The following is a 26831-nucleotide window of genomic DNA, read 5'->3' as shown; positions in this document are numbered from 1 at the left end:
CGCCGAGGTTGGCGCGCGAGCCGAGGACAGCGCAAGAGCGAACGCCGATCTTGCACGTTCCGGCTCCGCGTGTCTCTGCCTGCGCCTTGATCGTCGGCGCCTGGTTTTCAGGCAATCGCTGTCGCTTGCCGTCGGACCGGGAGAATTGGCTGCCTCCGCGCCGCGCGCTGCGTAGGTACGAGACGATGCGAGTGCTCGTGATCGATCCTGATACCGCCCGCGCGGCGCTCGTGGCTCAAGGCCTTGAGGGCGTGCAGCCGCTGGAGGTGCGTCGCTCGGCCGTCTATGACGAGGCTGAGGTCCTGGCCTTCGCGCCCGACGTGGTGGTGATCGCCGCCGAAAGTCCCGATCGCGACACGCTCGACAGCCTCAAGGAAAGCGGAAGCGGCCGCCCTGTCGTCATGTTCGTCGACCGTTCCGAGCCGGGCTTGGCCGAGCAGGCGGTGCGCGCCGGGGTCGCGGCCTATGTCGTCGACGGCCTGGCGCCAGGCCGTGTGCGCTCGATTCTGGACGTGGCCATGAGTCGCTTCGCCCTGACCCAGCAGCTGCGCGGCGATCTCGCGAAAGCCAAGGCCGACCTGGAATCGCGCAAGACCGTCGAGCGCGCCAAGGGCCTGCTGATGCGCGAGCGCGGTCTGGACGAGGACGGCGCCTATCGTCTGCTGCGCAAGCTGGCCATGGACCGTGGCAAGCCGATCGGTTCGGTGGCCGCTGATCTCCTGGCCTTCGCGGGCGTGCTGAAGGGCGAGGCCCCGTGAGCGGCCTGTCCGACCTGAGGCTGGGCTTCATCCCGCTGACCGACTGCGCGCCGCTGGCCGTCGCCCAAGCCCTGGGCTTCTTCGAGGAGGAGGGGCTGGCCGTCGAGCTGGTCCGCGAGGCCTCGTGGGCGACGATCCGCGACAAGGTCGCCGTGGGCGCGCTGGACGGCGCCCACATGCTGGGGCCGATGGCGCTGGCGGCCGAGGGCGATGTGCTGGCCCCGATGGCCCTGAACCGCAACGGCAGCGCCGTGACCGTGTCCACCGCCCTGGCCGGCGCCGTCGGGGCTGCGGGTGAGGGTCTGGCCCGGATCGTGGCGGCGCGACGGGCCAGCGGGCAGGGGCTGCTGACCTTCGCCGTCGTCTTCCCGCAGTCGATGCACAACTACCTGCTGCGCGACTGGCTGGTGCGTGCAGGGGTGGACCCCGATCAGGACGTGCGGCTGGTGGTCATTCCGCCGCCTCGTATGGTCGAGCGGATGCGGGCCGGCGAGATCGACGGATTCTGCGTCGGCGCGCCCTGGAACGCGGTGGCCGAGGCGCAAGGCGTCGGGCGCATCCTGATGGTGTCGTCCCAGATTTGGCCCGCCGGTCCTGACAAGGTGCTGGGCGTCAACGCCGCCTTGGCCGCTCATCGCTCCGACGACCTGCGCGCCTGCCTGCGGGCGGTGATCCGCGGGGCGGCCTGGGCCGACGCGCCCCAGAACCGCGACGCGCTCGTCGCGCTGCTGGCTCGCCCGGATGTCGTCGGCGTCGATCCCGCAGCGCTAAGTCGCGCGCTGGAGCACGAGATCATCTTCCATCGCGACGAAGCTGGCCTGCCGCAGCGCGAGCACGCCCTGTGGTTCCTGTCGCAGATGGTCCGCTGGGGGCAACTCGAGGCCGGACGGGACATGGAAGCCCTGGCTGATCGCGTCTATCGGCCCGACCTCTACCGCGATGCGGCCCTGTCCTTGCAAGCGGATGAACCTGCCCTGCACGCTTCCTAGGCGCCATCGGCGCCTGTCTGCTGAGCAAACATACGTCTTGGCGCTCGTCCGCCTCGCCACGCACCCGGCCCCGTGACAGCGCCGCCGGATCGGGTCTCCCATAACGTCCAGGCCAACGGACAACGGCGTTCGCGGCTGCCAGAGGACCGCTCGGATGCGGTCAACCGTCCGGGGCGATGACGCTCCGCTCTCGCAGACACGCAACCCGTCGAGGCCGACATGCTCTCCCGCGACTTCCTGAAGGCCGGCCATGCGCCGACCCTGTTCGCAGCGTTCCTGTATTTCGATCTCAGCTTCATGGTCTGGGTGATCCTGGGCCCGCTGGGTGTGGCCATCGCCAAGGACTTCAACCTGGATCCCGCCCAGAAGGGCCTGATGGTCGCCATCCCGGTCCTGGCGGGCGCGGTGCTGCGCTTGGTCAATGGCGTGCTGGTCGATCGCATCGGCCCCAAGAAGACGGGTATGATCGGGCAGCTGATCGTGCTGGCGGGCCTGATGCTGGCCTGGCTGGTCGGCATCCATAACTACCAGCAGGTTCTGGCCCTGGGCATCGTTCTGGGCGTCGCTGGCGCCTCGTTCGCCGTGGCCCTGCCGCTGGCCTCGCGCTGGTATCCGCAGGAGCATCAAGGCCTGGCCCTGGGCATCGCCGGCGCCGGCAACTCCGGCACCGCCCTGGCGGCCCTGTTCGCGCCGATCCTGGCCAAGCATTTCGGCTGGCAGAACGTCATCGGCCTGGCCGCCATCCCGCTGGCGGTGGCCTTCGTGGTCTACATGCTGCTGGCCAAGGACGCCCCCGAGCAGCCCGCGCCCAAGAAGCTGGCCGAATATCTGGACGTGCTGAAGGTCCCGGACGCCTGGTGGCTGATGCTGCTGTATGGCGTGACCTTCGGCGGCTTCGTGGGCCTGGCCTCGTCGCTGACCATGTACTTCAACTCCGAATATCACCTGGACCCGATCGTCGCCGGCTTCTTCACCGCCGCCTGCGTGTTCGCTGGCTCGTTCATCCGCCCGGTCGGCGGGGCCCTGGCCGACCGCTTCGGCGGCGTGCGGACCCTGAGCATCGTCTACGCCCTGGCCGCCCTGGGCCTGACGGTCGCCAGCTTCCAGCTGCCCACCGCCTGGACTGCCCTGGCGGCGCTGATGTTCTCGATGCTGGCCTTGGGCGCAGGCAATGGCGCGGTGTTCCAGCTGGCTCCACAGCGCTTCCGCAAGGAGATCGGCGTCATGACTGGCCTGATCGGCATGACGGGCGGGATCGGCGGCTTCTACCTGGCCTCGACCCTGGGCCTGGCCAAGAAGATGACCGGTTCTTACCAGTCCGGCTTCATCGGCTTCGCCCTGCTGGCCCTGTTCGCCCTTGTCGCCCTGCACGGCCTGAAGGCCCGCTGGCGCGCCGTCTGGCCGACCCTGCACGGCGACGCCTCGACCGTCCGCGTCTGATCCAAGCTTCCCGAGAGATAAAACCCATGACCAAGGAACACCTGGTCGTCATCGGCAACGGCATGGCCGGCTGCCGGGCGGTCGAGGAAGTGCTCAAGCGCGACCCCAGCCGCTACGACGTCACCATCTTCGGCGCCGAGCCGCGAGTGAACTACAACCGCATCATGCTGTCGCCCGTGCTGGCCGGCGAGAAGACCTTCCAGGACATCGTCATCAACGATGAGGCCTGGTACCGCGACAACGCCATCACCCTGCACGCCGGCCGCGCTGTCACGGCGGTCGACCTGGACGGGCGCAAGGTGGTCGCCGAGGGCGGCCTGGAAGTCGCCTACGACAAGCTGATCCTGGCCACCGGCTCGGACCCGTTCCGCCTGCCGCTGCCGGGCGCGGACCTCAAGGGCGTGGTGACCTTCCGCGACCTGAACGACGTCGAGGCCATGGTCGAGGCCTCCGGCAAGCCCGGCGCGCGCGCCGTGGTCATCGGCGGCGGCCTGCTGGGCCTGGAGGCCGCCTATGGTCTGGCCCGTCGCGGCATGGGCGCTACCGTCGTCCACCTGATGGACGTCCTGATGGAGCGCCAACTGGACGAGAGCGCCGGCTACCTGCTGCGAGAAGCCCTGGCCGAACGCGGCGTCGAGACGGTTCTGGGCGCGCATTCGGACGAGATCGTCGGCGAGGACGGCCGCGTGGCCGGCCTGAAGCTGAAGGACGGCCGCATCCTGCCGTGCGACCTGCTGGTCATGGCCGTCGGCATTCGCCCGAACGCGACCTTGGGCAAGCAGGCCGGCCTGCAGGTCAATCGTGGGATCATCGTCGATGACGCCATGCGCACCTCCGATCCGGCGGTGTTCTCGGTCGGCGAATGCGTCGAGCACCGCGGCAACTGCTACGGCCTGGTCGCGCCCATCTGGGACATGTGCCGGGCGCTGGCCGAGGAACTGACGGACGGGCAGGGCGGCTATGAGGGCTCGGTGCTCTCGACCCGCCTGAAGGTCTCCGGCGTCGATGTCTTTTCGGCCGGCAAGTTCGCCGGCGGCTACGGCTGCGAGGACATCGTGTTCCGCGACGCCGCGCGCGGCGTCTACAAGCGCGTGGTCATCGAGGACGGCCGCGTCGCCGGCGCGGTGCTGTTCGGCGACGCGGCCGACGGCGGCTGGTATTTCGACCTGATGCGGGCCGGCACTGATGTCGCCGAAATCCGCGAGACCCTGATCTTCGGCCAGGCGATCACGGAGGGGCTGTCCGGCCTGGACCCTAGCGCCGCCGTTGCAGCCATGCCCGACACGCAGGAAATCTGCGGCTGCAATGGCGTTTGCAAGGGTGCGATCACCGGCGCGATCACGGCCCAGGGCCTAACCACGCTGGATGAGGTGCGCGCGGTGACCAAGGCCTCGGCCTCGTGCGGCTCGTGCACGCCGCTGGTCGAGCAAGTCATTCGCCTGACGCTGGGCGATGGCTTCAAGGCCCAGACCGGCCCCAAGCCGATGTGCAAATGTACGCACCATCCGCACGGCGACGTGCGCGAGGCCATCGTCGCGCAGGGCCTGAAGTCCATGCCGGCGGTCTTCCAGGCCATGGAATGGACCACGCCCGACGGCTGCGCCTCGTGTCGGCCGGCGCTGAACTACTACCTGCTGTGCGCCTGGCCCGGCGAGTACCAGGACGACGCCCAGTCGCGGTTCATCAACGAGCGGGTCCACGCCAACATCCAGAAGGACGGGACCTACTCGGTCGTACCGCGCATGTGGGGCGGGATGACCAGTCCGGCCGAACTGCGCGCCATCGCCGACGTCGCCGACAAGTACGCCATACCGGCCGTGAAGGTCACGGGCGGCCAACGCATTGATTTGCTTGGCGTCCGCAAGGATGACCTACCAGCGGTATGGGCCGACCTGAACGCCGCCGGCATGGTCAGCGGTCATGCCTACGCCAAGGGCCTACGCACGGTGAAGACCTGCGTCGGGTCTGACTGGTGCCGGTTCGGGACCCAGGACTCCACGGGGCTCGGCATCAAGCTCGAAAAGTTCCTGTGGGGCTCGTGGGCGCCGGCCAAGGTCAAGCTGGCCGTCTCCGGCTGTCCCCGTAATTGCGCTGAGTCGACCTGCAAGGATATCGGCGTGATCTGCGTCGACAGCGGCTACGAGATCCATGTCGGCGGCGCGGCCGGCCTGCATATCCAGGGCACCCAGGTGCTGACCAAGGTCGCCACCGAAGACGAGGCGATCCAGCTAATCGCCGCCATCATGCAGATGTATCGCGAGGGCGGCTGGTACCTGGAGCGGGTCTACAAGTGGATGGCCCGCATCGGGCTCGACACGATCCACGCCGCCACGGTGGACGATCTCGACAACCGCGCGGCGCTCTACGCCCGCTTCGTGGTCTCGCAGGAGACCGCCCAAATCGATCCGTGGGCCGAGCGCGCCAGCGGCGCCGTGGCGGCCGGCGAGTTCAAGCCGATGGCGACCCTTCCTTTGGAGATGGCGGCCGAATGACCCTGCAAACTCACATCGATCCCGATTGGCGTGACGTCGGCGCCGTGACCGACATCCCCGAGCGCGGCGCACGACGGGTGGCCACGGCCCAGGGCGACGTCGCCGTGTTCCGCACCGGCGACGGCCAGGTCTTCGCTCTGGTCGACCGCTGCCCGCACAAGCACGGCCCCTTGAGCCAAGGCATCGTGCACGGCCACGGCGTGACCTGTCCGATGCACAGCTGGGTCATCGACCTGGCGACTGGCCAGCCGACCGGCGCGGACGCTGGCAAGGGTTGCACGCCGGTCGTGCCGGTCTTGATCAAGGACGGGCGCGTGCTGCTGGCCCAGCCGGCGATGGCCGACTGATGGCCGACGGCTCCGGCGCCCTGAAAGCGGTCAAGACGACCTGCGCCTATTGCGGCGTCGGCTGCGGGGTGACGGGCGCGGTGGGCGAGGGGCGTGCGGTGGCGATCGCCGGCGACGCCGTCCACCCAGCCAATCTGGGCCGGCTGTGCTCCAAGGGTTCTGCCCTGGGTGCGACGGTCGGCCTGGAGGGGCGGCTGCTGGAGCCGACGATCAATGGCAAGGCCGCATCCTGGGCCGAGGCTACGGCCTTGGTCGCCAAGCGCTTCAAGGACACCATCGCCAAGCATGGCCGCGACAGCGTGGCCTTCTATGTCTCGGGGCAGCTGCTGACCGAGGACTATTACGTCGCCAACAAGCTGATGAAGGGCTTCATCGGCTCGGGCAATATCGACACCAACAGCCGGCTCTGCATGGCCTCGGCCGTCGCCGCTCATAAGCAGGCCTTCGGCGCCGACCTGGTGCCCGGCTGCTACGAGGACCTCGATCTGGCAGGCCTCGTGGTGTTCAGTGGCCACAACGCCGCCTGGACCCATCCGGTGCTGTTCCGGCGGATGGAGGCGGCCAAGGCGCGCGGCCAGAAGCACGTGGTCATCGACCCGCGCCGCACCGACACCGCCGAGGGCGCGGACCTGCACTTGGCCATCGCCCCGCAGAGCGACGTGCGCCTCTGGAACGGCCTGCTGGCCGACCTGATCCGGCGCGGCGCGATCGATCGCGATTACATCGCCCAGCACGTGAACAATTTCGACCAAGTGGTCGCCTCCCTTCTGGAAATGGACCAGTCCGTCAGCGCTGTCGCTGCCGACTGCGGTGTTCCGGTCGAGGCGGTGCAGGACTTCTACGACCTGTTCGCCGAGCACGAGCGGACGGTCAGCCTTTTCTCGATGGGCGCCAACCAGTCGGCCCAGGGCGTGGCCAAGGGTCTCTCGATCATCAACGCGCATCTGGCGACGGGACGGATCGGCAAGCCGGGCGCGTGCCCGTTCTCGATCACCGGCCAGCCCAACGCCATGGGCGGACGCGAGACCGGCGGCATGGCCAATACCCTGGCTGGCCACATGGACTTCGCGCCCGAGGATCGCGACCGCGTCGCCCGCTTCTGGGGCGCGCCCGACACCGCCCGCGCGCCGGGCCTGAAGGCCATCGAGATGTTCGAGGCCGTCCGCGACGGACGGATCAAGGCGATCTGGGTGATGGCCACCAACCCCGCCGTCAGCCTGCCCGACAGCGGCGCGATCCGCGAGGCGCTGGCCGCCTGTCCGTTCGTGGTGGTGTCCGACTGCGTCGAGACCGATACGACCGCCTTCGCCGACGTCAAGCTACCGGCCCTGGGCTGGGGCGAGAAGGACGGCACGGTCACCAATTCCGAGCGCCGGATCTCGCGCCAGCGGGCGCTGTTCCCGGCGCCGGGCCGGGCGCGGGCCGACTGGAAGATCATGGCCGACGTCGCCACGACCATGGGCTTCGACGGCTTCGGCTGGGCCAACAATGCCGGCGTCTTCCGCGAATGGGCCCGGCTGACGGCTTATGAGAACACAAGCCGCCTTCTCAACCTGTCCGGCCTTTCGGCTTTGACGCCAGAGGCTTATGGCGAACTTCTGCCGATCCAGTGGCCGGTGACGGCCGACGGCAAGGGCACGCCGCGTCTGTTCGTCGACGGCCGCTTCCAGACCCTTGATGGTCGCGCCCGCATGGTTCCGACCCGGCCACGTGGCCCGGCCGAGGCCGTCACCGGCGCCTTCCCGATGTCGCTGAACACTGGCCGCATCCGCGACCAGTGGCACACCATGACCCGCACGGGCCTGGCTCCGGACCTGTGCCGTCACGCGCCCGAGCCCTACGTCGAGATCCATCCCGAGGACGCCCAGGCGCGCGGCCTTCGCGACGGCGCCTTGGCGCGGGTGATCACCGGGCGCGGCGAGGCCGTCGCCGTGGCCAAGGTCACCGACCGCCAGCGGCGCGGCGATCTCTTCATGCCTATGCACTGGACCGACGCCTTCGCCCCGTCAGGCCGCGCCAACGCCCTGGTGGCGCCGAACATCGATCCCACCTCGGGCCAGCCCGAGTTCAAGCACACCCCCGCCCGGATCAGCGCCTATCGCGAGACCTGGACAGGCTTCTTTCTCACCCGGTCCAGCCTCGCGTCCCCCGGCGGTCTGGACCTCGTCTGGCGGCGCATCCCCCAGGACGCCTGCCAGCAGCACGAGTTCGCCGGCCGGGGCGACGCTGTCGAGCGCGACGCCCTACGCAAGATCCTGACCAAGGGTCTGGCCGGCGAACTCGTCACCTATGAGGACGCCGCCAGCGGCGCCCGCCGGCAGGCCTGGATCGACGACGGTTGCCTGGTCGCCGTCCTGTTCATGACCACCTCAGGCCGCCTGCCGGCGCGCGACTGGCTCGCCGAGCTGTTCGCGCAGGACGACCTGAGCGCCGAGGCCCGCTCGACCCTGCTGTTTGGCCGCCCGCCTGGCGCGGTCGCCGACAAGGGGCCGATGGTCTGCGCCTGCCTGAAGGTCGGGGCCAAGGCGGTCGACGCCGCCATCGCCGCCGGCGCCAGAACGCCGGACGCCGTCGGCAAGGTAACGGGCGCAGGAACCAACTGCGGATCCTGTCGTCCGGAAATCGCTCGAATGATCAAGGCTATGGCCGCCAATTCCAAGGAGCCCGCCCATGTCGGTTGAGAACACGCTCGGCAAGGTCCTGCTGGTCGGCGCCGGTCCCGGTCCCGTGGACCTGATGACCGTCCGCGCCTTCCGCGCCGTCGAGAGCGCCCAGGCGCTGCTTTACGACGCCCTGTGCTCGGAAGAGGCCATCGCGCTGGCGCCGCCGGGCTGCGTGCGCATCCAGACCGGCAAGCGGGCCGGCAAGCCCAGCATGAAGCAGGACGAGATCAACCGCCTGATGCTGCGCCTGGCGCGCAAGGGCCTGCGGGTCGTGCGGCTGAAGGGCGGCGATCCCTCGATCTTCGGACGGGTTGGCGAAGAGGCGGCGTTCCTGAACGGCTTCGGCGTCGAGACCGAGGTCGTGCCGGGGGTCACCGCCGCTTGCGCCGCCGCCGCCCAGTTCGGCTTCCCCTTGACCCATCGCGGCGAGGCGCGCCGGGTGGTGTTCACGACCGCGCGGCTCGAAGCCGGCAAGCTCTCGGGCGACTGGAGCGCCGCGGCCGACCCCGAGGCGACCCTGGCGGTCTACATGGGCGGCGACGTGGCGGGCGATCTAGCCCAGCGGATGATCGCCGCCGGCCGTCCGGCCGACACGCCGGCGGTGGCCGTCGAAAAGGCCGGCGGCGCCGACGCTCGGCTTTATCCCGCGACCCTCGCCACTCTGGCCGAGCGCGTGGCGGGGGCGGGCGACGGCCCGCTGCTGATCGTGGTCGGCGAGGTCGCCGCCCAGGCGCAAGCCGTTGCCCAGATCGTGACGCCCGCCCGTCGAACCGCCTAGGTGGTCGCTCGCAGCGCTTCGAACGCCCGGTCGAGGTCCGCCGTCAGGTCCTCGACCGCCTCGAGCCCGATGTGCAGGCGAAGCAGCGGACCTTCCAGGCTAACCGGCACGGTGCGGTCCTTCAGCTGCGGATCGCAGTGGATCGCCAGGCTCTCGTAGCCGCCCCACGAGAAGCCCAGGCCGAACAGCTTCAGTTCATCCAGGAAGGCGTGGACGGCGCGCTGCGAGCAAGGCTTCAGGACAAGGCCGAACAGGCCGCAGGCGCCTGTGAAGTCGCGCTTCCAGAGCGCGTGGCCCGGATCGTCGGGCAGGGCGGGGTGCAGCACGCGCGAGACCTCCGGACGCTGCTGCAGCCAGCGGGCGACCTTCAGGCCGTTCTCCTGGTGGCGCGGCAGGCGCACGGCCAGGGTCCGCAGGCCGCGCAGCATCTGGTAGGCGTCGTCGGGCGAGACCGACCAGCCGATGTCCCACATGGCGTTGCCCAGCTGGTTGCCGATGGTCTCGTCCATGGTGGTGGCCGAGCCCATGAAACAGTCCGAATGGCCGCCGACATATTTGGTCAGGGCCTGGACGCTGATCGTCACGCCGTGCGCCAGCGGCTTGAAGTAGAAGCCGGCCGCCCAGGTGTTGTCGATCAGGGTGATGATCCCGCGGTCGTTGGCCGCCTTGGCCATCGCCGGGATGTCCTGCATCTCGAAGGTCAGCGAGCCGGGGGCTTCCAGCAAAATCATCCGCGTGGCCGGCGTCGCCAGCGCCATCAGCGCCTCGGGCGACAAGGCCGGATCGTAATAGGTGGTCTTGACGCCGAAACGGGTCAGCACGCGGTCGCAAAACCGGCGGGTGGGCTTGTAGGCGCTGTCGACCACCAGGATCTCGTCGCCGGCCTTCAGCACCGCCAGCATGACGCCGGTGATCGCCGCCAGGCCCGACGGATACAGCGTCACGTCCGGCGAACCTTCCAGCTCGGCCAGGGCCTGCTGCAGGGCGGCGGGCGAGGCCAGGCCGGTGATGCCGTAGGTCAGCTGGTTGTCGTCGTACAGCGACGCGGCGTTGGGCAGCAGCACGGTCGAGGCCCGCTGAATGGGCGGATTGACGGTGCGCGCCAGGGTCTCGGGCGCGGAGCCCTTGCGGATCAGGCGGGTTTCTTCGTCCATGGGTGAGACTCTTCGGCGACGCAGCGTAAGGCCTGTGGTTTAAGGCGCTGCACGCACGGTTCAAGGAGCGATCGGTTGTCGGTGCGTTTAGGTATGCTGATGGTGGCGGTGCTGGCGCTGGGCGCTTGCGGCAAACGCGCGTCCGAACCTGAGCCGTCCGAGACGGCGGCGGTTGCACCGCTTGCGGTCAAGGCGGCCGCCAACAGCCCGACGCTGAAGGCTGTCCGGGCGCGTGGCGTACTGCGTTGCGGGGTCAATCCAGCCCTGCCGGGCTTCGCCTTCCAGGATAACAGCAAGCGCTGGCGCGGCTTCAACGTCGCCTTCTGTCAGGCCCTGGCCGCCGCCGTACTGGGCGATGCCGACAAGGCGCGCTTCGTGCAGCTCAGCAATGAAGAACGGATCGCCGCCCTGCGCGCGGGCAAGGTTGACGTCCTGTGGCGCAACACCTCGTGGACCTTCTCGCGGGACGCCGCCGACCAGCTGGATATGGCCGCGATCTCGTATTTCGACGGCCAGGGCTTTCTGGTTCGCCGCAGTCTGAACCTGACCAGCGCCGTCGAGCTCAACACCGCCAAGATCTGCGTGCAGGGCAACGCCACCAGCGCCCAGAACCTGGAAGACTTCTTCCGGGCTCGCGGCATCGCCTACACGGCCATGGTGTTCGACAGCGAAGAGCAGACTCGCGCCGCCTACCAGGCCGATAAGTGCGACGCCCTGGCGGCAGACATCTCGGCCCTGGCGGCGACCCGCTCGGTGCTGGACGACCCAAACGCCCACGTCATCCTGCCCGACGCCATCTCCAAGGAGCCCCTGGGCCCGCTGGTGCGCCAGGACGATCCGGCCTGGACCGACATTGTCCGCTGGACCCTTTACGCTTTGGTGCTGGCCGAGGAGCACGGTGTCACCAAGGCCAATGCGAAAGAGATGAAGGACGGCGCCGATCCCGAGGCGCGGCGCCTGCTGGGCGAGGGCGAATACGGCAAGGCGCTGAACCTGGACGCCGATTGGGCCTATCGGGCGATCACTGCCAACGGCAACTACGGCGAGATCTTCGAGCGCGAGATCGGCGGCGGTTCGGCCCTCAAGCTGGACCGGGGCCTGAACGCACTCTGGAACGCGCCCAAGCCTGGCCTGATGTACGCGCCGCCGATGCGCTAGCCTGCGGGCCCTGTCGCGACCGGCGTATCGGCCAGGCCGCCCCATTCGGTCCAAGAGCCGTCATAGACCGCCGAGCGCGGCTGACCCAGGCGGAACAGGGCCAGGGCCACCACCGATGCGGTGATGCCCGAACCGCAGGTCGAGACCACGGGCCGTCCGATATCGACGCCGGCCTTTTCGAACACCGTCTTCAGCTGGTCGGTCGGCAACAGGGTGGCGTCAGAGGCCAGCAGGGCCGAGAGCGGAATGTTGCGCGCGCCGGGCATGTGGCCGCTGCGCAGGCCGGCGCGGGGTTCGGGATCCTGGCCCTCAAAGCGGCCGGCGGCGCGGGCGTCGATCACCTGCTCGCCGCCATTGCCGACGATGTCGCGCATCTGCTCCAGCGAGCGATAGATGTCGGCCTGCCAGCGCGGGGTGAAGTGACGCTCCTGCGGGGCTGCGGGACCGTCCTCGACCGGGCGGCCCTCGGCCAGCCACTTGGGCAGGCCGCCGTCCAGAACCACGACGTCCTCGTGGCCCATGGCGCGGAAGTGCCACCAGGCGCGGGCGGCCGGCAGGATGCCGCTGCTGTCGTAGACGACGATACGCGAGCCGTCGCCCAGGCCCAGCTTCTTGACCTTGGAGGCGAACTTCACCGCCGTCGGGATCATGTGCGGCAGGTCGCTGGTCTCGTCGGAAATGTCGTCGATGTCGAAGAACACCGCGCCAGGGATGTGGGCGGCCAGGAACTCCTTGCCCGGGTCGCGCTGGACGGCCGGCATGTGCCAGGAGGCGTCGACCACGCGCACGTCCGGAGCGTCGAGATGGTCGGCCAGCCAGGCGGTGGAGACCAAGGGATCAGACGGGATAGCCATGGCGACGCCTCTTGCGATGTGACTCGGCCGCGACCTTACATCCAAGGCGGTGTCGGCAGGCCCTTTTCCCGCAGGAAATCCGGATTGAAGAGCTTGGACTGGTAGCGCGAGCCGTGGTCGCACAGCACGGTCACGATGGTGTGGCCGGGGCCCAGTTCGCGAGCCAGCTTGACGGCCCCGACGATGTTGATGCCCGACGAGCCGCCCAGGCACAGGCCCTCGTGCTGCACGAGGTCGTAAAGCACCTCCAGCATCTCCTCGTCGGTGACGCGGTACGGATGGTCGACGACCAGGTCCTGCAGATTGGCGGTGATGCGGCCCTGGCCGATGCCCTCGCTGATCGAGGTTCCCTCGGCCTTCAGTTCACCGTCCTTGTACCAGGCGTAGAGCGAGGCGCCGTAGGGGTCGGCCAGGCCGATCTTCACGCCGGGCTTGCGCTCGCGCAGGGCGGCGGCGACGCCGGCGAGGGTGCCGCCCGAGCCGACTGCGCAGATGAAGCCGTCGACCTTGCCATCGGTCTGCGCGAAGATTTCCGGACCGGTGCCGGCGTAGTGAGCCTGGCGGTTGGCGACATTGTCGAACTGGTTGGCCCAGACCGCGCCCAGCTCTTCGGCCAGGCGTCCAGAGTAGCGGACATAGTTGTCTGGGTTGGAGTAGGGCACTGCGTCGACCTCGACCAGCTCCGCGCCCAGCAGGCGGATGGCGTCCTTCTTCTCCTGGCTCTGGGTGCGGGGGATGACGATCGTGGTCTTGTAGCCCAGCGCTGAGGCGACCATGGCCAGTCCGATGCCGGTGTTGCCCGCTGTGCCCTCGACGATGCGGCCGCCGGGCTTCAGCAGGCCCCTGGCTTCGGCGTCACGGATGATCCCCAAGGCTGCGCGATCCTTGATCGACTGGCCGGGATTCATGAACTCGGCCTTGCCCAGGATCTCGCAGCCGGTCGCCGCGCTGGCGCGGTTCAGTCGGATCAGCGGCGTATTTCCGATGGCGTCCAGAACGGTGGGCAGGGCGGTCATGGCGGACTTTCGAGGGCGCGGTAGGTGGCTGGTAGATCGTGCGCAAGGCCTCCGGCGCAAGCCCAGTTTTCCTGAACACGCCTCAGAGGCGAAGCTGAAATCGCAGCTTGACCGTGGACTTGCTGAATTATCCACAGCTGTGGTTGCTTCAATAGTTATCCGCTCGGGCATCTGTTTCTGGAGCCCTTATCCTTAAAGGCTTCGATAGGCCTCCATCGCCTTCTCGCGGGCCTGGGCATGATCGACGATCGGGCGCTCGTACAGCGGCCAGGCGGCGGCAGGCAGACGCTCTGGCTTGGTCCAGGGCTTGTGGATCAGGTCGTCGGGAGCGCCCTTCAGTTCGGGGATCCACTGTCGGACGTAAACACCCTTGGGATCGAATTTTTCGCCCTGAGCGATCGGGTTGAAGATGCGGAAGTAGGGCGAGGCGTCGGCGCCACTGCCGGCCACCCATTGCCAGTTGCCGACGTTGTTGGGCAGGTCGGCGTCGACCAGAGTGTCCCAGAACCAGGCCTCGCCCTCGCGCCAGTCGATCAGCAGGTGCTTGATCAGGAACGAGGCGACGATCATGCGCACGCGGTTGTGCATGAAGCCGGTCGTCCAGAGCTCGCGCATGCCGGCGTCGACGATCGGATAGCCGGTCCGCCCCTGGCTCCAGGCTTCGAAGAAGGCGGCGCTGGATTTCCAAGGGAAATCATCGAACTCGGGCCGGAAGCTCTTGGTCGGCAGGTCCGGCCAATGGAACAGGATCGCGTGGTTGAACTCGCGCCAGCCGATCTCCGACAGGAACTTCTCGACCTCGCCGGCGGGCGCGTCGCCCGCTTCCGCGGCGTTGCGGGCGGCCAGCCAGACCTGGCGCGGACCGATCTCGCCGAAGTGCAGGTGCGGGGCCAGGCGCGAGGTCGCCTCCACGCCAGGGATGTCGCGCTTTTCGCCATAGCCGTCGACCGGGCCAGTCAGGAAGTCGTCCAGCCGCTCCAGCGCGCCGGCCTCGCCGGGCGTCCAGAGGTCGAAGCCCTTGGACCAGTCCGGCTTGGTCGGATGCAGACCCCAGCCGGCGAGGCTTTCGGTGCGGGGGAAATGTTCAGGCGATATCAGCGACTTCGGCGCGGAATCTACGACGACGTGGGTCAGGTGCGCGCGGGCTGCTCGCCAGTAGGGGGTGAAGACCTTGTAGGGCTGGCGCGAGCCGTTCTGAACCGTCCAGGGCTCGTTCAGCAGGCCGGCGTTGAAGCTCTGGCAGTCGATGTCGGCGTCCTTCAGTCGCGCCTTGATCTGCGTGTCGCGATCGATCGAGGCCTTGTCGTAAAGGCGGTTCCACAGCACGCAGCTCGCGCCCGTGTGCGCCAGGACGTCGTCCAGCACGTCGGCGGCGACGCCCTTGCGCAGCACCAGCCTATTGCCAAGCTTCTCAAGGCTCTCGGCCAGGCTCTTCAATGACCGATTGAGCCACCACAGCGAGGCCGCGCCCATCGGGCGGACGCCCTGGGTCTCGTCGAGAATATAGAGGCAGATCACCGGCCGTCCGCTGTCGGCGGCATGGCGCAGCGCCGGATTGTCGGCTAAGCGCAGGTCGTTGCGGAACCAGACGATGATGGCCTTACCGTCGTCACTCTTCTTCTGCACTTGCACCGTCCTGCCCGAGGGGTCACCTCTTGGGCGCCCGAAATCCTGATACGCCGGAATACTCGCCTTGGATCAGCCGCAAGCCGTCGCCCCGAACGCCGTCGTCGAGATCAAGACGCCGAACGGCGCCCCCGTCCGCATCGGCAATGGCGAAAAGCTGTCGATCATCGCCGGTCCCTGCCAGATGGAAAGCCGCCAGCACGCGCTGGAAACGGCCCATGCGCTGAAGGAGATGGCCGACCGTCTCGGTGTCGGCCTGATCTACAAGACCTCCTACGACAAGGCCAACCGCACCTCGGCCAACGCCCAGCGTGGCATCGGCCTCTATGACAGCCTGCCGATCTTCCAGGAGATCCGCGAGGTCACCGGCCTGCCGACCCTGACCGACGTGCATGAGACCAGCCATTGCCCGATCGTGGCGGAGGCGGTCGACGTCATCCAGATCCCGGCCTTCCTGTGCCGTCAGACCGACCTGCTGGTCGCCGCCGCCAACACCGGCCGGGCGATCAACATCAAGAAGGGCCAGTTCCTGGCCCCCTGGGACATGAAGAACGTCATCGCCAAGGTGACCGGCGCGGGCAATCCCAACGTCATGGCCTGCGAGCGCGGCGCTTCGTTCGGCTACAACACCCTGGTCAGCGACATGCGGTCCTTGCCGATCATGAAGGAGATCGGTTGCCCGGTCGTCTTCGACGCCACCCACAGTGTCCAGCAACCGGGCGGGCAGGGAACCTCGTCGGGCGGCCAGCGCGAGTTCGTGCCGATCCTGGCCCGCGCGGCCGTGGCCGTCGGCGTGGCCTGCGTGTTCATCGAGACCCATCCCGATCCCGATCACGCTCCTTCGGACGGCCCCAACATGGTGCCGATGAGCCAGTTCGAGGCCCTGGTCGGCAACCTGCTGCAGTACGACGCCCTGACCAAGGGCGCTTAAGGCCATGACCCGTCGCATCGTTCTCGTCACCGGCGGCGCGGGCTTCATCGGCTCGAACGTTGTCGCAAAGCTCTGCGAGGATCCCGACCTCGACGTCGTGGTCTGCGATCGCCTGCGCGACGCGGCCAGCGGCAAGTGGCGCAACATCGCCAAGCACCCGATCGCCGACTTTGTCGCGCCCGAGCAGCTCAACGACTGGCTGGCCCGCAAGGGCGACCAGGTCGAGCTGATCGTCCATATGGGCGCGGTGTCCTCGACCACGGAGACGGACGCCGACAAGATCGTGCAGTCCAACTTCGTGCTGTCGCGCGACCTGTGGGACTGGTGCGCCGAACATGGCAAGCGGCTGATCTACGCCTCGTCGGCGGCGACCTATGGCGACGGGACCTTGGGTTTCGACGGCCAGGACGACCTCGATACGCTGAGGGGGCTGCGGCCGCTGAACGCCTATGGCTGGTCCAAGGCGCTGTTCGATATCTACGCCGTTCGCGAGGCCCATCGCGGCCACGCGCCGGCCCAGTGGGCGGGGCTGAAGTTCTTCAACGTCTATGGCCCCAACGAGGACCACAAGGGCGGCATGAAGTCCGTCGTGGCCCAGATCTGGCCGCGCATCGCCGCCGGCGAAGGCGTCAAGCTCTTCAAGTCGCACCATCCGGACTACGAGGACGGCGGCCAGCTGCGCGACTTCGTCTATGTCCGCGACGTGGTCGACGTGATCGGCTGGCTGGCCAAGAGCCCGGCCGTCAACGGCGTCTTCAACCTGGGCTCGGGCCACGCCCGCTCGTTCCGCGACCTGGCCGAAGCGACCTTCCAGGCCGCCGGCCGCGAACCGGACATCAGCTATATCGACATGCCCGAGGTCCTGCGCGGCAAGTACCAGTACTACACCCAGGCCGACATGAGCCGCCTGCGCGCCGCCGGCTACAACGCCCCGATGACGGCGCTGGAAGACGGCGTGGCCGACTATGTGGCCGGCTACCTGAACACGGACGACCCCTACCGCTAACGGAGCAGCGACCATGCCCACGCCGATCCAGGTCCAGTGCTGCATCGTCGGCGGCGGTCCGGCCGGCGTCATGGTCGGCCATCTGCTGGCGCGGGCGGGCATTGAGGTGCTGGTGCTGGAGAAGCACGGCGACTTTCTGCGCGATTTCCGGGGCGACACGGTCCATCCCTCGACCCTGCAGGCCATGGCCGACCTGGGGCTGCTCGACGATTTCCTGAAGTTGCCGCACACCCGGTCGACCAGCTTTCCGGCGAGGTCGGCGGAAAGGTCGTGCATCTGGCCGACTTCCGTCGCCTTCCCGTCGCCGCGCCGTTCATCGCCCTGATGCCGCAGTGGGATTTCCTGAGCTTCCTGGTCGAGCGTTCGCGGCGGTTTCCAGGCTTTGGCCTGATGATGAACGCTAAGGTCACGGGCTTGCTGACCGAGGCCGATCGCATTGCTGGCGTCGAGGTCGAGACGCCCGACGGACCGCGCGAGGTTCGATCCCGCCTGGTGGTCGTTGCCGATGGCCGAGGCTCGACCACCCGGGCGGCGGCCGGGCTGACCGTCCAGGACCTGGGCGCGCCGATGGATGTGCTGTGGATGCGCCTGTCGCGGCGCCCCGAGGACCTGCCCGAGGCGCCGTTGGGCCGGCTCAGCGCGGGGCGGATGTTCATCGCCGTCCCGCGCGAGGGCTATTTCCAGTGCGGCTATGTGGCGGCCAAGGGCAGCTTCGACGCGATCAAGGCGGCCGGCATCGAAGCCTTCCGCCACGAGGTCGCTCTAGCCAGCCCTACAGTCGCCGACCGCGTCGACGAACTGAGGAGCTTCGATGACGTCCACCTGCTGACCGTGACGGTCGATCGGCTGAGCCAGTGGTCCAAGCCTGGCCTGTTGTGCATCGGCGATGCGGCCCACGCCATGTCGCCGATCGGCGGCGTGGGCATCAACCTGGCGATCCAGGACGCCATCGCCGCGGCCAATCACCTGCATGACGCCTTCGATAGCGACGATGCGGTGCTGGACCGGCATGCGGCGGCCGTGCAGGCGCGGCGCGAACCGGCGGTGAAGGCGATCCAAGCCATTCAGCTTGTTGTCCAAAAGCGGGTGATCGGCCAGATCCTGGCCGCCAAGGTCGTCAAGCTGCCACCTGTGCTTAAGCTGTTCGACTGGCTGCCCGTCCTGCGCCGCCTGCCGGCCCGGGTGATCGGCATGGGCTTTCGCATGGAGCGGGTCCGTTCGCCCGAACGCTTGACGAAGCGTCAGGCTTGAACGGCGCGAACTGCCCGGCCTAGGCTCCTCCCAACGAGATAAAAGGGAGCGAGACAATGGCCGGCATCGCCGCCTGGGGCGCCTATGCGCCGCGCCTGCGCCTCAGCCGCAAGGCGGTGACCGACGCCAATGCCTGGGTCGCCCCGAACCTGAAGGCCAAGGGCAAGGGCGAGCGGTCCATGGCCAACTGGGACGAGGACGCCCTGACCATGGCGGTCGAGGCGGCCCGCGACGCTCTTGGGCCTGACGACGATCGCAGTCACATCGCCGCCCTCTATTTCGCCTCGACGACCGCGCCGTTCGCCGATCGCCTCAATGCGGGGATCGTCGCGGGGGCGCTGATCCTGGAGAAGGCGATCGCCGCCAGCGACGTCACCGGCTCGCAGCGCTGTGGTCTCACTGCGCTGGGCCAAGCCCTGGCGGCAGGCGGTACGTCGCTCGTCGTCGTCGGCGAACACCGCAAGGCCCGCGCGGCCTCGACCCAGGAGCTGGACTTCGGCGACGGCGCGGCGGCCTTCGTGGTCAGTGACGACCCCGGCGCCGCCGAGCTGCTGGGACGCGGCAGCGTCACGGCGGACTTCGTCGACCACTTTCGCGGCGACGATGGCGGCTTCGACTACTACTGGGAAGAGCGCTGGATTCGCGACGAGGGCGTCGTCAAGCTGGTCCCGCAGGCGATCCGCAATGCGCTGGAGGTTGCCGGTCTAAGTGCTGCTGATATCGACTATTTCTGTTTTCCGTCGACCTTCTCCGGCATGGCCGCCACGGTCGCCAGGGCGGTCGGCATCCGCCCCGAAGCCGTGCGCGACAACCTCGCCGCCGTGATGGGCGAGGCCGGCTGCGCCCATGGACCGATCATGCTGGCCCACGCCCTCGAGGACGCCAAGGCGGGTGAACTTATCCTGGCGGCTCAGTTTGGGCAGGGCGCTGAAGCCTTGGTATTTCGCGCTACCGGCGCGGGCCAGCGCCCAGCGCGCGGCGTCACTGGGTCCCTGGCCGCACGAGAAGAAGAGGCCAACTATCTGAAGTTCCTGACCTTCAATGGCCTGATCGAATGGGACAAGGGCATGCGGGCCGAGAAGGACAACAAGACGGCTCTCACCACGCTCTATCGCAACGAAGATATGATCCTGGGTCTGGTCGGCGGCCGTTGCCGCGAGACCGGCGTCGTCCAGTTCCCGCGCACGCGCATCTCGGTCGCGCCCAACAACCCGGCCGTGGACACCCAGGAGCCGTACCGCTTCGCAGAGCGTCGCGCGAGTATTCTCAGCTACTCCGCTGATTATCTGACCTTTTCCATGGCGCCGCCTAACCACTACGGCATGGTCGTGTTCGAGGGCGGCGGACGGATCATGATGGACATCACCGACGTCGCCCCGGGCGATGTCGAGACCGGCCTGCCGGTACGGATGGTGTTCCGCATCAAGGAAGTCGACGAGAAGCGCGGATTCGTTCGCTATTTCTGGAAGGCTGCGCCGGATCGCGCCGTCGGCCAGATCGCTCAAGCCGCCGAATAGGGAGACCGTCATGCCGCAAGGGATCCGGGACAAGGTCGCCATCCTGGGGATGGGCTGTTCCAAATTCGGCGAGCGCTGGGACGCCGGCCCCGACGACCTGATGGTCGAGGCCTATCTGGAGGCCATGCAGGACGCTGGGGTCGAGCCGACGCAGCTGGACGCAGCCTGGTTCTCGACCCACATCGACGAGATCGGCTCGGGCAAGGGCGGCACGCCGCTGTCGATCGCCTTGCGTCTGCCCAATATCGCCGTCACCCGGGTCGAGAACTTCTGCGCCTCGGGCTCTGAAGCGTTCCGGGGCGCGGTCTATGCCGTGGCGGCCGGCGCGGCCGACATCGCCCTGGCCGTGGGGGTCGAGAAGCTGAAGGACACCGGCTATGGCGGCCTACCGGTGGCCAATCCGGGCACGCTCAATCCGCAGGTGATGCCCAATGGCTCCGCGCCCGGCAATTTCGCCCAGTTGGCCAGCGCCTATCGCGCCAAGCACGGGGTGTCGAAGGACGACCTCAAGCGCGCGATCGCCCATGTCTCGGTCAAGAGCCACGCCAATGGCGCCAAGAACCCCAAGGCGCACCTTAGAAAACCGATCACGACCGAGCAGGCGCTGAACGCGCCGATGATCGCCGAGCCGTTGGGCCTGTTCGACTGCTGCGGTGTGTCTGACGGCGCAGCGGCGGCCATCGTCACCACGCCCGAGATTGCTCGGGCGCTGGGCAAGAAGAACCTGACCATGGTCAAGGCGCTGCAGCTGTCGGTCTCCAACGGCTACGAGAGCCAGTACAACGGCTGGGATGGCAGCCACTTCCACACTGCTCGCATCGCCGCCGGCAAGGCCTACAGGGAAGCCGGGGTCGAGCGGCCGCGCGAGCAGATCTCGATGATGGAGGTGCACGACTGCTTCTCGATCACCGAGCTGGTGACGATGGAGGACCTGTTCATCTCGCCGGAGGGCCAGGGCTGGCGCGACGTGCTGGACGGCTTCTACGATGCCGACGGCGGGGTGCCGTGCCAGATCGACGGCGGCCTGAAGTGCTTCGGCCATCCGATCGGGGCCTCGGGCCTGCGGATGCTCTACGAGATGTATCTGCAGCTGCAGGGGCGCGCGGGCGAGCGGCAGCTGGCCAATCCGGTGCTGGGCATGACCCACAACCTGGGCGGCGCGCCCGCCAGCAATGTCTGCTCGGTGGCGATCATCGGCCAGGAAGGGGCTTAAAGCCGATCAGGCCTTGGTGTACCCAGAGGCCATGGGACGCTTCAAAGGCTTCAAGCGCTGGATTTTCGCCGGAGCCGTATTGGTCCTGGCTGTGATCCTGTCGGCCGCCTTCATCTGGCGCTACGACATCCTCAGCAACGCCCTGGATCCCAAGGTTCCTTTCCTGACCTACCGCCCGCCGGCCGCGCCGGACTACGGTCGGGCCGATGCCTGGGCGTTACGTCCGTCTGGACCCGCGCCGGCCGATCGGCCGGTGGACGTGTTCTTTGTCCATCCGACCACTTTCGACGGCGGGCGCGACTGGAACGGCGGCATCGACCAGCCAAAAGCTCAGCGGTTTCTGAGCCGGGTGGTGCTGCCCAACTATGCGGGACCCTTCGACCGCGTCGGCCGGGTCTTTGCGCCGCGCTATCGCCAGGCCAGTCTCTACACCTATCTGACCTTGCGCGACGATGCTCGCGACGCCCGGCGTTTCGCATATGGCGACGTGCTGCAAGCCTTCCGCGCCTGGCAGGTGCGTGATGGGCAAGAGCGCCCCTTCATCATCGTCGGGGTGGAGCAGGGCGGCTCCCTGGCCGCGCGGCTGCTGCGCGAGGAAATCGCCGCCGATCCTGCGTTGAAGCGACGCCTCGCCGCAGCCTACCTGATTGAAACGGCGGTCCCCGCCGATGAATACGCCCCCGACGCAGCCCTGCCGGCCTGCGAGCGCAAGGGCGAGACCGCCTGCGTCGCCGCTTGGATCTCGGCGCCTGAGGGCGACTTCCAGCGCGTTCAGGAGCTGATTGGCCGCTCGTTGATCTGGGATGGCGCCGACCAGTTGGTGAACCTCGAGGGGCGCACGCCGCTGTGCTTCAATCCGCTGTTGGGCGCGGTCTCGGCCGAGCGTGCGCCGGCGCGGCTGAACCTGGGCGCGGCCAACGCCACGGGGCTGGACTGGGGCGCACGCCCGGCCTTCCTGCAGCGCCAGGTTTCGGCGCGCTGCGAGAACGGCGTGCTGCGCACCAGCAAGCCGAAGTCCAAGGTGCTACGCGACAGCGGTTCCTGGGCGGATCTGCGCAAGGTCGACGCCTTCAACCTGTTCTATGCCGATCTGGAGGCCGACGCCCGCGCTCGGGTGGCGATCTTAGCCGGCGCCCAGAGCCGCTAAACCGCCATAACCGGGCTGGTCGATGGCGATGTGGCCGACGGCGGTAGCGCGCAGATGCGCCAGCAGGGCCGGATCGCGCGGCGAGATGGTCCCGTCGTGCAAAGCCTGGCAAAGTCGAGCGTTCAGGCGCGCAAATTCACCGTCCTGGCCCAGCAAGGTGCGCAAGCGTGCAAGCGCTTCGGTCTCGAGCCGTGCCCCGTGCTCGGCCTCGCGGGCCAGGGTAGAGCGGGCGTTGTCGGTGACCCGAGCCAGGAAGACCTGACGCGGATCGCTGGGATCACCAGGCGTCGCCTGGAACGCGGCGATGGCCTCGAAAAGCTCGGCGGCGGTTGGATGGCTGATCATGCGGCCGATTCCATCAAGGCGACGAGGTCGATCTCGGTTTCGCTGGTGCGCCGGCCGATCATGGCGCGCTCGATCGAGCGATCCGCGCCGGTGGCGAAGCTCTGGTACATCATCAGGCACATGACGCCCCATTTCAGCGAGCCCAGAGCCTGCCAGAAGCGCACCCGATCCAACGAAATTTCGCCTCCATATCCGGCCAGCAGATCATCATAGTCGCCGAAGCCGCCCACGGGCCTGCGCCATTCGCCGAAGCGCCAGGAATTGACGCAGATCCAGCCCAGGTCCTCGGCCGGGTCGCCCAGATGGGCCAACTCCCAGTCCAGCACTCCGACCAGCCCCTGCTGTGGGTGGATCATCAGGTTGCCGTTGCGAAAGTCGCCGTGCACCAGAACTGGCTGCTCGGGCGGTGGCGGAGCGGTGGCCTCCAGCCAGCGGAAGGCCGCCTCCAGGATCGGCCGTTCGGCGCCGATCTGGCGATAGACCGCCTCGTAGCGCGCCAGCTCACCGCGGGCGTCGGAGATGGCCAAGTCCGGCAGTCCCTCGGTCGGGACGCTGTGGATCTGGGTCAGGACCTCGCCGCAGCGCCTTGACAGGCCTGGTCGGACATCGGCGAAGGCTTCGTCGCGGACGATGCGGCGGCCCAGGGTTTCGCCCTCCAGCCGGCGCATGACATAGGCCTCGCCCAGGCCGTCGATCTCTTCACAGACGTGAACGACTCTGGGAACCGGCGCGCCGACGGCGTCGGCCGCGGCGATCAGGGCCGCCTCGGAAACCAGGGGCAGGGCTTCGTCCCGCAGCGCCGTGCCGGCCGAGCGGCGGCGCAGGATCAGCGGCGTCCCGTCGTCCAGATCGAAGGCCCAGGTCTCCAGGCTGGCCCCGCCCGACAGACGGCGGGGCGAGACCACCCCGGCGGCTTTCGGCGAGAGGCGCGGAGCGAGGCGATCGAGGGCGGCGGCGACATCCATGATGACCAGCTTCCAGACTTCACGCCACGTCAGGCAAGCGTCCGCGCGACGTCCCTTTACGCCGCGCCCGGCGCGCCTTACGCAGGCATGGCTCAACCTTTCCCAGGATTTCCAATGCCCTCCGGTCTCGCCGCGCTCCTCGATGACGTCGCGGCTATCACCAAGCTCGCCGCTGCTTCGCTGGACGACGTGGGAGCCGCGGCCGGCAAGGCCGGCGCCAAGGCGGCGGGGGTCGTGGTCGACGACGCGGCCGTGACGCCCGGCTATGCGATGGGCTTCTCGCCCGACCGCGAGCTGCCGATCGTCTGGAAGATTGCCAAGGGCAGCTTGCGCAACAAGCTCCTGTTCCTGCTGCCCGGCGCCCTGCTGCTGGCGGCCTTCGCGCCGTGGGCGGTGACGCCGATCCTGATGGTCGGCGGCGCCTATCTGGCCTTCGAGGCCACCGAGAAGATCCTGGAGGCCTTCACGCCCCAGGCCGAGGGCGAGGCGATCGAGGAACTGGCCCTGGCCGGTCCCGAGCTGGAAAAGCAGAAGGTCGACGGCGCGATCCGCACCGACCTGATCCTGTCCGGCGAGATCATGGCCATCGCCCTGTCGGAGGTTTCCGACCTCAGCCTGCCGATGCAGGCGGTGGCGCTGGCGCTGGTCGGCGTGCTGCTGACCATCGTGGTCTATGGCGCGGTGGCGTTGATCGTGAAGATGGACGACATCGGCCTGAACCTGTCGCGTCGCGAGCCCAAGGGCGTCCAGAGCTTCGGTCGTGGCCTGGTCAAGGCCATGCCGATCACCATGGAAGCCCTGACTGTGATCGGCACGGCGGCCATGCTGTGGGTCGGCGGCGGCATCATCGTTCACGGCCTGGAGGAGTTTCACCTGACGCCGGTGCCGCATTGGGTCGAGGGCTTCTCGCACTGGGCGCACGGCGTCCCGGGCATCGGCGCCGTCACCGGCTGGCTGGCCTTTGCGCTGGGCTCGGCCGTGGTCGGTCTGGTGGTCGGCGGTGTGATCGCCGGCGTCATGCACCTGTGGCACAGCCGCAAGGGCGCGGCGGCGCACTAAGCCGTCTACCCCGCCTCGTTCAGCGGCGAGGCGGGTTTCCAGTCGAACAGTTCCTGCAGCATCCGCAAAGCCTGGCCGCGTGGGGAGGTCAGGTCGGGGTCGCGGGCCAGGACCAGCCGGGCGTCGTCGGCGGCGACGGCGATCAGGTCGCGGTGCGCGACGGGATCGGCCAGGCGGTAGGCGGGGAAGCCGCTTTGTTTCAGGCCCAGCGGATCGCCGCCGCCGCGCAGCTCCAGGTCCTTCTCGGCGATCTCGAAGCCGTCGTCGCTGCGGCGCAGGATGTCCAGGCGCTGCTGGGCCACTTCCGACAGCGGCGGATCATAGAGCAGCACGCACGAGCTTTCGCGCGTGCCCCGGCCCACCCGGCCTCGGAGCTGGTGCAGCTGGGCCAGGCCGAAGCGGTCGGCGTGCTCGATGACCATGATGCTGGCGTTGGGCACATTCACCCCGACCTCGACCACGGTGGTGGCGACCAGAACGCTGACCTCGCCGTCGACGAAGCGCTGCATGACCGCGTCCTTCTCGGCGGCGGGCATCTGGCCGTGGACGAGGCCCACGCCGGGCAGGTGGCGGGCCAGGTCGGCGGCGCGGTCCTCGGCGGCCCTCAGGTCGATCTTGTCGGACTCCGAGACCAGCGGGCAGATCCAGAAGGCCTGGGCGCCGCCGGCGATGGCTCCACGCAGGCGGTCGACGATTTCGGGCACGCGCGGGGTCGGCGCGGCGCGGGTGGCGACCGGCGTGCGGCCTGGCGGCTTCTCGTCGATGCGCGAAACGTCCAGGTCGCCGAAAACGGTCAGCTCGAGGGTGCGCGGGATCGGCGTGGCCGACATCGCTAGCAGATGCACGCCCCAATCTTCACTTGAGGGGCCCTTGTCCTGCAGGCGGCGGCGTTCGTTGACGCCGAAGCGATGCTGCTCGTCGATGATGGTCAGGGCCAGGCGGTCGAAAACCACGTCGTCCTGGAACAGGGCGTGGGTGCCGACCGCCACATGGTGAGTCCCGTCGGCCAGGCCCAGCAGTTTGGCGTTGCGGCCGCCGCCCTTGTCGCGGCCGGTCAGCAGAACTGCCGACAGGCCCAGCGCCTGCAGCGGCGCGGCGATGGTTTCGAAGTGCTGGCGGGCCAGGATCTCGGTCGGAGCCATCAGGGCCGACTGGAAGCCGGCGTCGGCGGCGTCGGCCATGGCCAGCAGGGCCACCACCGTCTTGCCCGAGCCGACATCGCCTTGCAGCAGCCGGCTCATCCGCTCGCCTGAAGCCAGATCGCCGCGAATCTCGGAAAGACTGCGGATCTGGGCGCCGGTCAGCTTGAAGGGCAGGGCCTTTTCGGCCGCGTCCGACAGCGCGCCGGAGGGAATGCGCGGGCCGGGATGCGACCGGCGCGACGCCTTGCGCTGGGCCAGGGCCAGCTGGTGGGCCAGAAGTTCGTCATAGGCCAGGCGACGGCGCGGGCGGGCCAGGGGCGAGATGTCGGCCTCGCTGGCTGGGGCGTGCATGGCAGCCAGGGCTTCGCGCCAGCCGGGCAGCTTTTCGCGTTCTCGCCAGGCGGCGTCCTGCCACTCGGGCAGTTCCGGTGCGCGGTCCAGGGCTTCCAGGGCGAACTTGCGGAAGGTGCGCGAGGGCAGGCCATGCGTGGCCGGATAGACGGTCTCGATCTGCGGGATGTCGCCGGCGCGTTCCTCGTCGACGATGTAGTCCGGATGGGCGATCTGCAGTTCGGAAGCATAGCCGTCGGGCCGCTCGACCTTGCCGCTGACGGCGCGGCGCGCGCCCTTGGGATGCTGGCGCTCCAGGTGCGGGCCGTGGCCTTTGAACCAGATCAGAGTGAGCGGCCCCGTGTCGTCGTGGACTCGGATCCTCCACGGCTGGCTGGGGCGCTGCGACGGGAAGTGGGCGTCGATGGTGACGATGAAGGTCTGAACCTGGCCCTCGACGGCCTGGTCGACCGTGGTCACCGTTCGCCGGATCAGGCCGGCCGGAGCGGTGAACAGCACGTCGCGCGTGATGGACCCCGCCAGCTTCTCGACCAGTGGCGCAACGCGGGGGCCCACGCCCTTGAGCGTCGACACCGAGGTGAACAGAGGAAAGAGAATCTCCGGGCGCATTCGCGGCGAACCTTAGCCAA

23 protein-coding genes are annotated in these 26831 nt (G+C 68.5%); 16 read left to right on the top strand and 7 right to left on the bottom strand.

Annotated features, from left to right (window positions below):
- Positions 1 to 197 precede the first annotated feature (197 nt).
- The 7 genes from E1H18_RS04490 to cobA all read left to right on the top strand — a co-directional run bounded on the left by E1H18_RS04490 (position 198) and on the right by cobA (position 9467).
- On the top strand, positions 198 to 758 hold the full coding sequence (locus E1H18_RS04490) for an ANTAR domain-containing response regulator (RefSeq protein WP_370526422.1): 561 nt from the start codon (positions 198 to 200) through the stop codon (positions 756 to 758).
- The gene (locus E1H18_RS04485; protein ID WP_172264125.1) at positions 755 to 1747 is read left to right on the top strand and encodes an ABC transporter substrate-binding protein; all 993 of its coding nucleotides are present in this window, start codon (positions 755 to 757) and stop codon (positions 1745 to 1747) included. Before E1H18_RS04490 ends, E1H18_RS04485 begins: the two co-directional genes overlap by 4 nt.
- 219 nt (positions 1748 to 1966) lie before the next feature.
- On the top strand, positions 1967 to 3187 hold the full coding sequence (locus E1H18_RS04480) for a NarK/NasA family nitrate transporter (protein ID WP_172264123.1): 1221 nt from the start codon (positions 1967 to 1969) through the stop codon (positions 3185 to 3187).
- Between the two features lie 26 nt (positions 3188 to 3213).
- Positions 3214 to 5679, top strand: a complete 2466-nt coding sequence (gene nirB / locus E1H18_RS04475) for a nitrite reductase large subunit NirB (RefSeq protein WP_172264121.1) — start codon at positions 3214 to 3216, stop codon at positions 5677 to 5679.
- Positions 5676 to 6026 (top strand): nitrite reductase small subunit NirD, encoded by a 351-nt coding sequence (gene nirD, locus E1H18_RS04470; RefSeq protein ID WP_172264119.1) that lies wholly within the window; start codon positions 5676 to 5678, stop codon positions 6024 to 6026. The genes nirB and nirD overlap by 4 nt, the downstream gene beginning before the upstream one ends.
- The gene (locus tag E1H18_RS04465) at positions 6026 to 8707 is read left to right on the top strand and encodes a nitrate reductase (protein WP_172264117.1); all 2682 of its coding nucleotides are present in this window, start codon (positions 6026 to 6028) and stop codon (positions 8705 to 8707) included. Before nirD ends, E1H18_RS04465 begins: the two co-directional genes overlap by 1 nt.
- The gene (cobA, locus tag E1H18_RS04460) at positions 8697 to 9467 is read left to right on the top strand and encodes a uroporphyrinogen-III C-methyltransferase (RefSeq protein WP_172264115.1); all 771 of its coding nucleotides are present in this window, start codon (positions 8697 to 8699) and stop codon (positions 9465 to 9467) included. Before E1H18_RS04465 ends, cobA begins: the two co-directional genes overlap by 11 nt.
- On the opposite strand, the gene metC is transcribed toward cobA, so the two are convergent.
- Positions 9464 to 10621 carry a cystathionine beta-lyase gene (gene metC, locus E1H18_RS04455; RefSeq protein ID WP_172264113.1) on the bottom strand — a complete coding sequence of 386 codons (1158 nt, stop codon included), beginning with the start codon at positions 10619 to 10621 and terminating at the stop codon, positions 9464 to 9466. The two genes, cobA and metC, sit on opposite strands and share 4 nt — an antisense overlap.
- 81 nt (positions 10622 to 10702) lie before the next feature.
- Between metC and E1H18_RS04450 the strand changes: the two genes are divergently transcribed.
- Positions 10703 to 11779: an amino acid ABC transporter substrate-binding protein gene (locus tag E1H18_RS04450; protein WP_370526421.1), complete on the top strand. Its 1077-nt coding sequence runs from the start codon at positions 10703 to 10705 to the stop codon at positions 11777 to 11779.
- Here the strand turns inward: E1H18_RS04450 and sseA are convergent.
- From sseA to E1H18_RS04435, 3 genes are all read right to left on the bottom strand, one after another.
- Positions 11776 to 12633 (bottom strand): 3-mercaptopyruvate sulfurtransferase, encoded by an 858-nt coding sequence (gene sseA / locus E1H18_RS04445; RefSeq protein ID WP_172264111.1) that lies wholly within the window; start codon positions 12631 to 12633, stop codon positions 11776 to 11778. The genes E1H18_RS04450 and sseA overlap by 4 nt on opposite strands.
- A gap of 35 nt (positions 12634 to 12668) precedes the next feature.
- Positions 12669 to 13649, bottom strand: coding sequence for a cysteine synthase A (locus E1H18_RS04440; protein ID WP_172264109.1), 981 nt, complete (start codon positions 13647 to 13649; stop codon positions 12669 to 12671).
- Between the two features lie 192 nt (positions 13650 to 13841).
- Complete coding sequence (locus tag E1H18_RS04435) at positions 13842 to 15281, bottom strand: deoxyribodipyrimidine photo-lyase (protein WP_370526420.1); 1440 nt, start codon at positions 15279 to 15281, stop codon at positions 13842 to 13844.
- Between the two features lie 61 nt (positions 15282 to 15342).
- On the opposite strand from E1H18_RS04435, the gene kdsA reads away from it, so the two are divergent.
- From kdsA to E1H18_RS04405, 7 genes are read left to right on the top strand one after another with little or no spacing between them, the layout of a single operon-like run.
- On the top strand, positions 15343 to 16206 hold the full coding sequence (gene kdsA / locus E1H18_RS04430; RefSeq protein ID WP_172264105.1) for a 3-deoxy-8-phosphooctulonate synthase: 864 nt from the start codon (positions 15343 to 15345) through the stop codon (positions 16204 to 16206).
- Between the two features lie 4 nt (positions 16207 to 16210).
- Positions 16211 to 17212: an ADP-glyceromanno-heptose 6-epimerase gene (gene rfaD, locus E1H18_RS04425; RefSeq protein WP_172264103.1), complete on the top strand. Its 1002-nt coding sequence runs from the start codon at positions 16211 to 16213 to the stop codon at positions 17210 to 17212.
- Positions 17213 to 17225: 13 nt separating this feature from the next.
- Positions 17226 to 17537 carry an FAD-dependent monooxygenase gene (locus tag E1H18_RS27080; protein WP_206679023.1) on the top strand — a complete coding sequence of 104 codons (312 nt, stop codon included), beginning with the start codon at positions 17226 to 17228 and terminating at the stop codon, positions 17535 to 17537.
- Positions 17483 to 18463 carry an FAD-dependent oxidoreductase gene (locus tag E1H18_RS04420; protein ID WP_206679022.1) on the top strand — a complete coding sequence of 327 codons (981 nt, stop codon included), beginning with the start codon at positions 17483 to 17485 and terminating at the stop codon, positions 18461 to 18463. Before E1H18_RS27080 ends, E1H18_RS04420 begins: the two co-directional genes overlap by 55 nt.
- A 56-nt stretch (positions 18464 to 18519) precedes the next feature.
- Positions 18520 to 19980 (top strand): hydroxymethylglutaryl-CoA synthase family protein, encoded by a 1461-nt coding sequence (locus E1H18_RS04415; RefSeq protein ID WP_172264101.1) that lies wholly within the window; start codon positions 18520 to 18522, stop codon positions 19978 to 19980.
- A 10-nt stretch (positions 19981 to 19990) separates the two neighbouring features.
- The gene (locus E1H18_RS04410) at positions 19991 to 21193 is read left to right on the top strand and encodes an acetyl-CoA acetyltransferase (RefSeq protein WP_172264099.1); all 1203 of its coding nucleotides are present in this window, start codon (positions 19991 to 19993) and stop codon (positions 21191 to 21193) included.
- A gap of 31 nt (positions 21194 to 21224) precedes the next feature.
- On the top strand, positions 21225 to 22340 hold the full coding sequence (locus E1H18_RS04405) for a DUF3089 domain-containing protein (protein ID WP_172264097.1): 1116 nt from the start codon (positions 21225 to 21227) through the stop codon (positions 22338 to 22340).
- On the opposite strand, the gene E1H18_RS04400 is transcribed toward E1H18_RS04405, so the two are convergent.
- Together E1H18_RS04400 and E1H18_RS04395 are read right to left on the bottom strand one after the other, a co-directional pair.
- Positions 22317 to 22685 carry a DUF6285 domain-containing protein gene (locus tag E1H18_RS04400; RefSeq protein ID WP_172264095.1) on the bottom strand — a complete coding sequence of 123 codons (369 nt, stop codon included), beginning with the start codon at positions 22683 to 22685 and terminating at the stop codon, positions 22317 to 22319. The two genes, E1H18_RS04405 and E1H18_RS04400, sit on opposite strands and share 24 nt — an antisense overlap.
- Entirely contained in the window at positions 22682 to 23650 is a 969-nt protein-coding gene (locus E1H18_RS04395; RefSeq protein ID WP_241735890.1) for a phosphotransferase family protein, read from the bottom strand. Before E1H18_RS04395 ends, E1H18_RS04400 begins: the two co-directional genes overlap by 4 nt.
- Positions 23651 to 23764: 114 nt before the next feature.
- On the opposite strand from E1H18_RS04395, the gene E1H18_RS04390 reads away from it, so the two are divergent.
- Positions 23765 to 24709 carry a DUF808 domain-containing protein gene (locus E1H18_RS04390; RefSeq protein ID WP_172264093.1) on the top strand — a complete coding sequence of 315 codons (945 nt, stop codon included), beginning with the start codon at positions 23765 to 23767 and terminating at the stop codon, positions 24707 to 24709.
- A gap of 5 nt (positions 24710 to 24714) precedes the next feature.
- Here the strand turns inward: E1H18_RS04390 and recG are convergent, their stop codons facing one another.
- A complete protein-coding gene (gene recG, locus E1H18_RS04385) occupies positions 24715 to 26811 on the bottom strand; it encodes an ATP-dependent DNA helicase RecG (protein WP_172264091.1) in 2097 nt (698 codons plus the stop codon).
- Positions 26812 to 26831: the final 20 nt, after the last annotated feature.

This window comes from Caulobacter sp. RHG1 (genome assembly GCF_013181195.1).
GTDB lineage: Bacteria > Pseudomonadota > Alphaproteobacteria > Caulobacterales > Caulobacteraceae > Caulobacter.
Note: the sequence above shows the minus strand (reverse complement) of the source record. Positions and strands in the feature narration are given on the sequence as shown.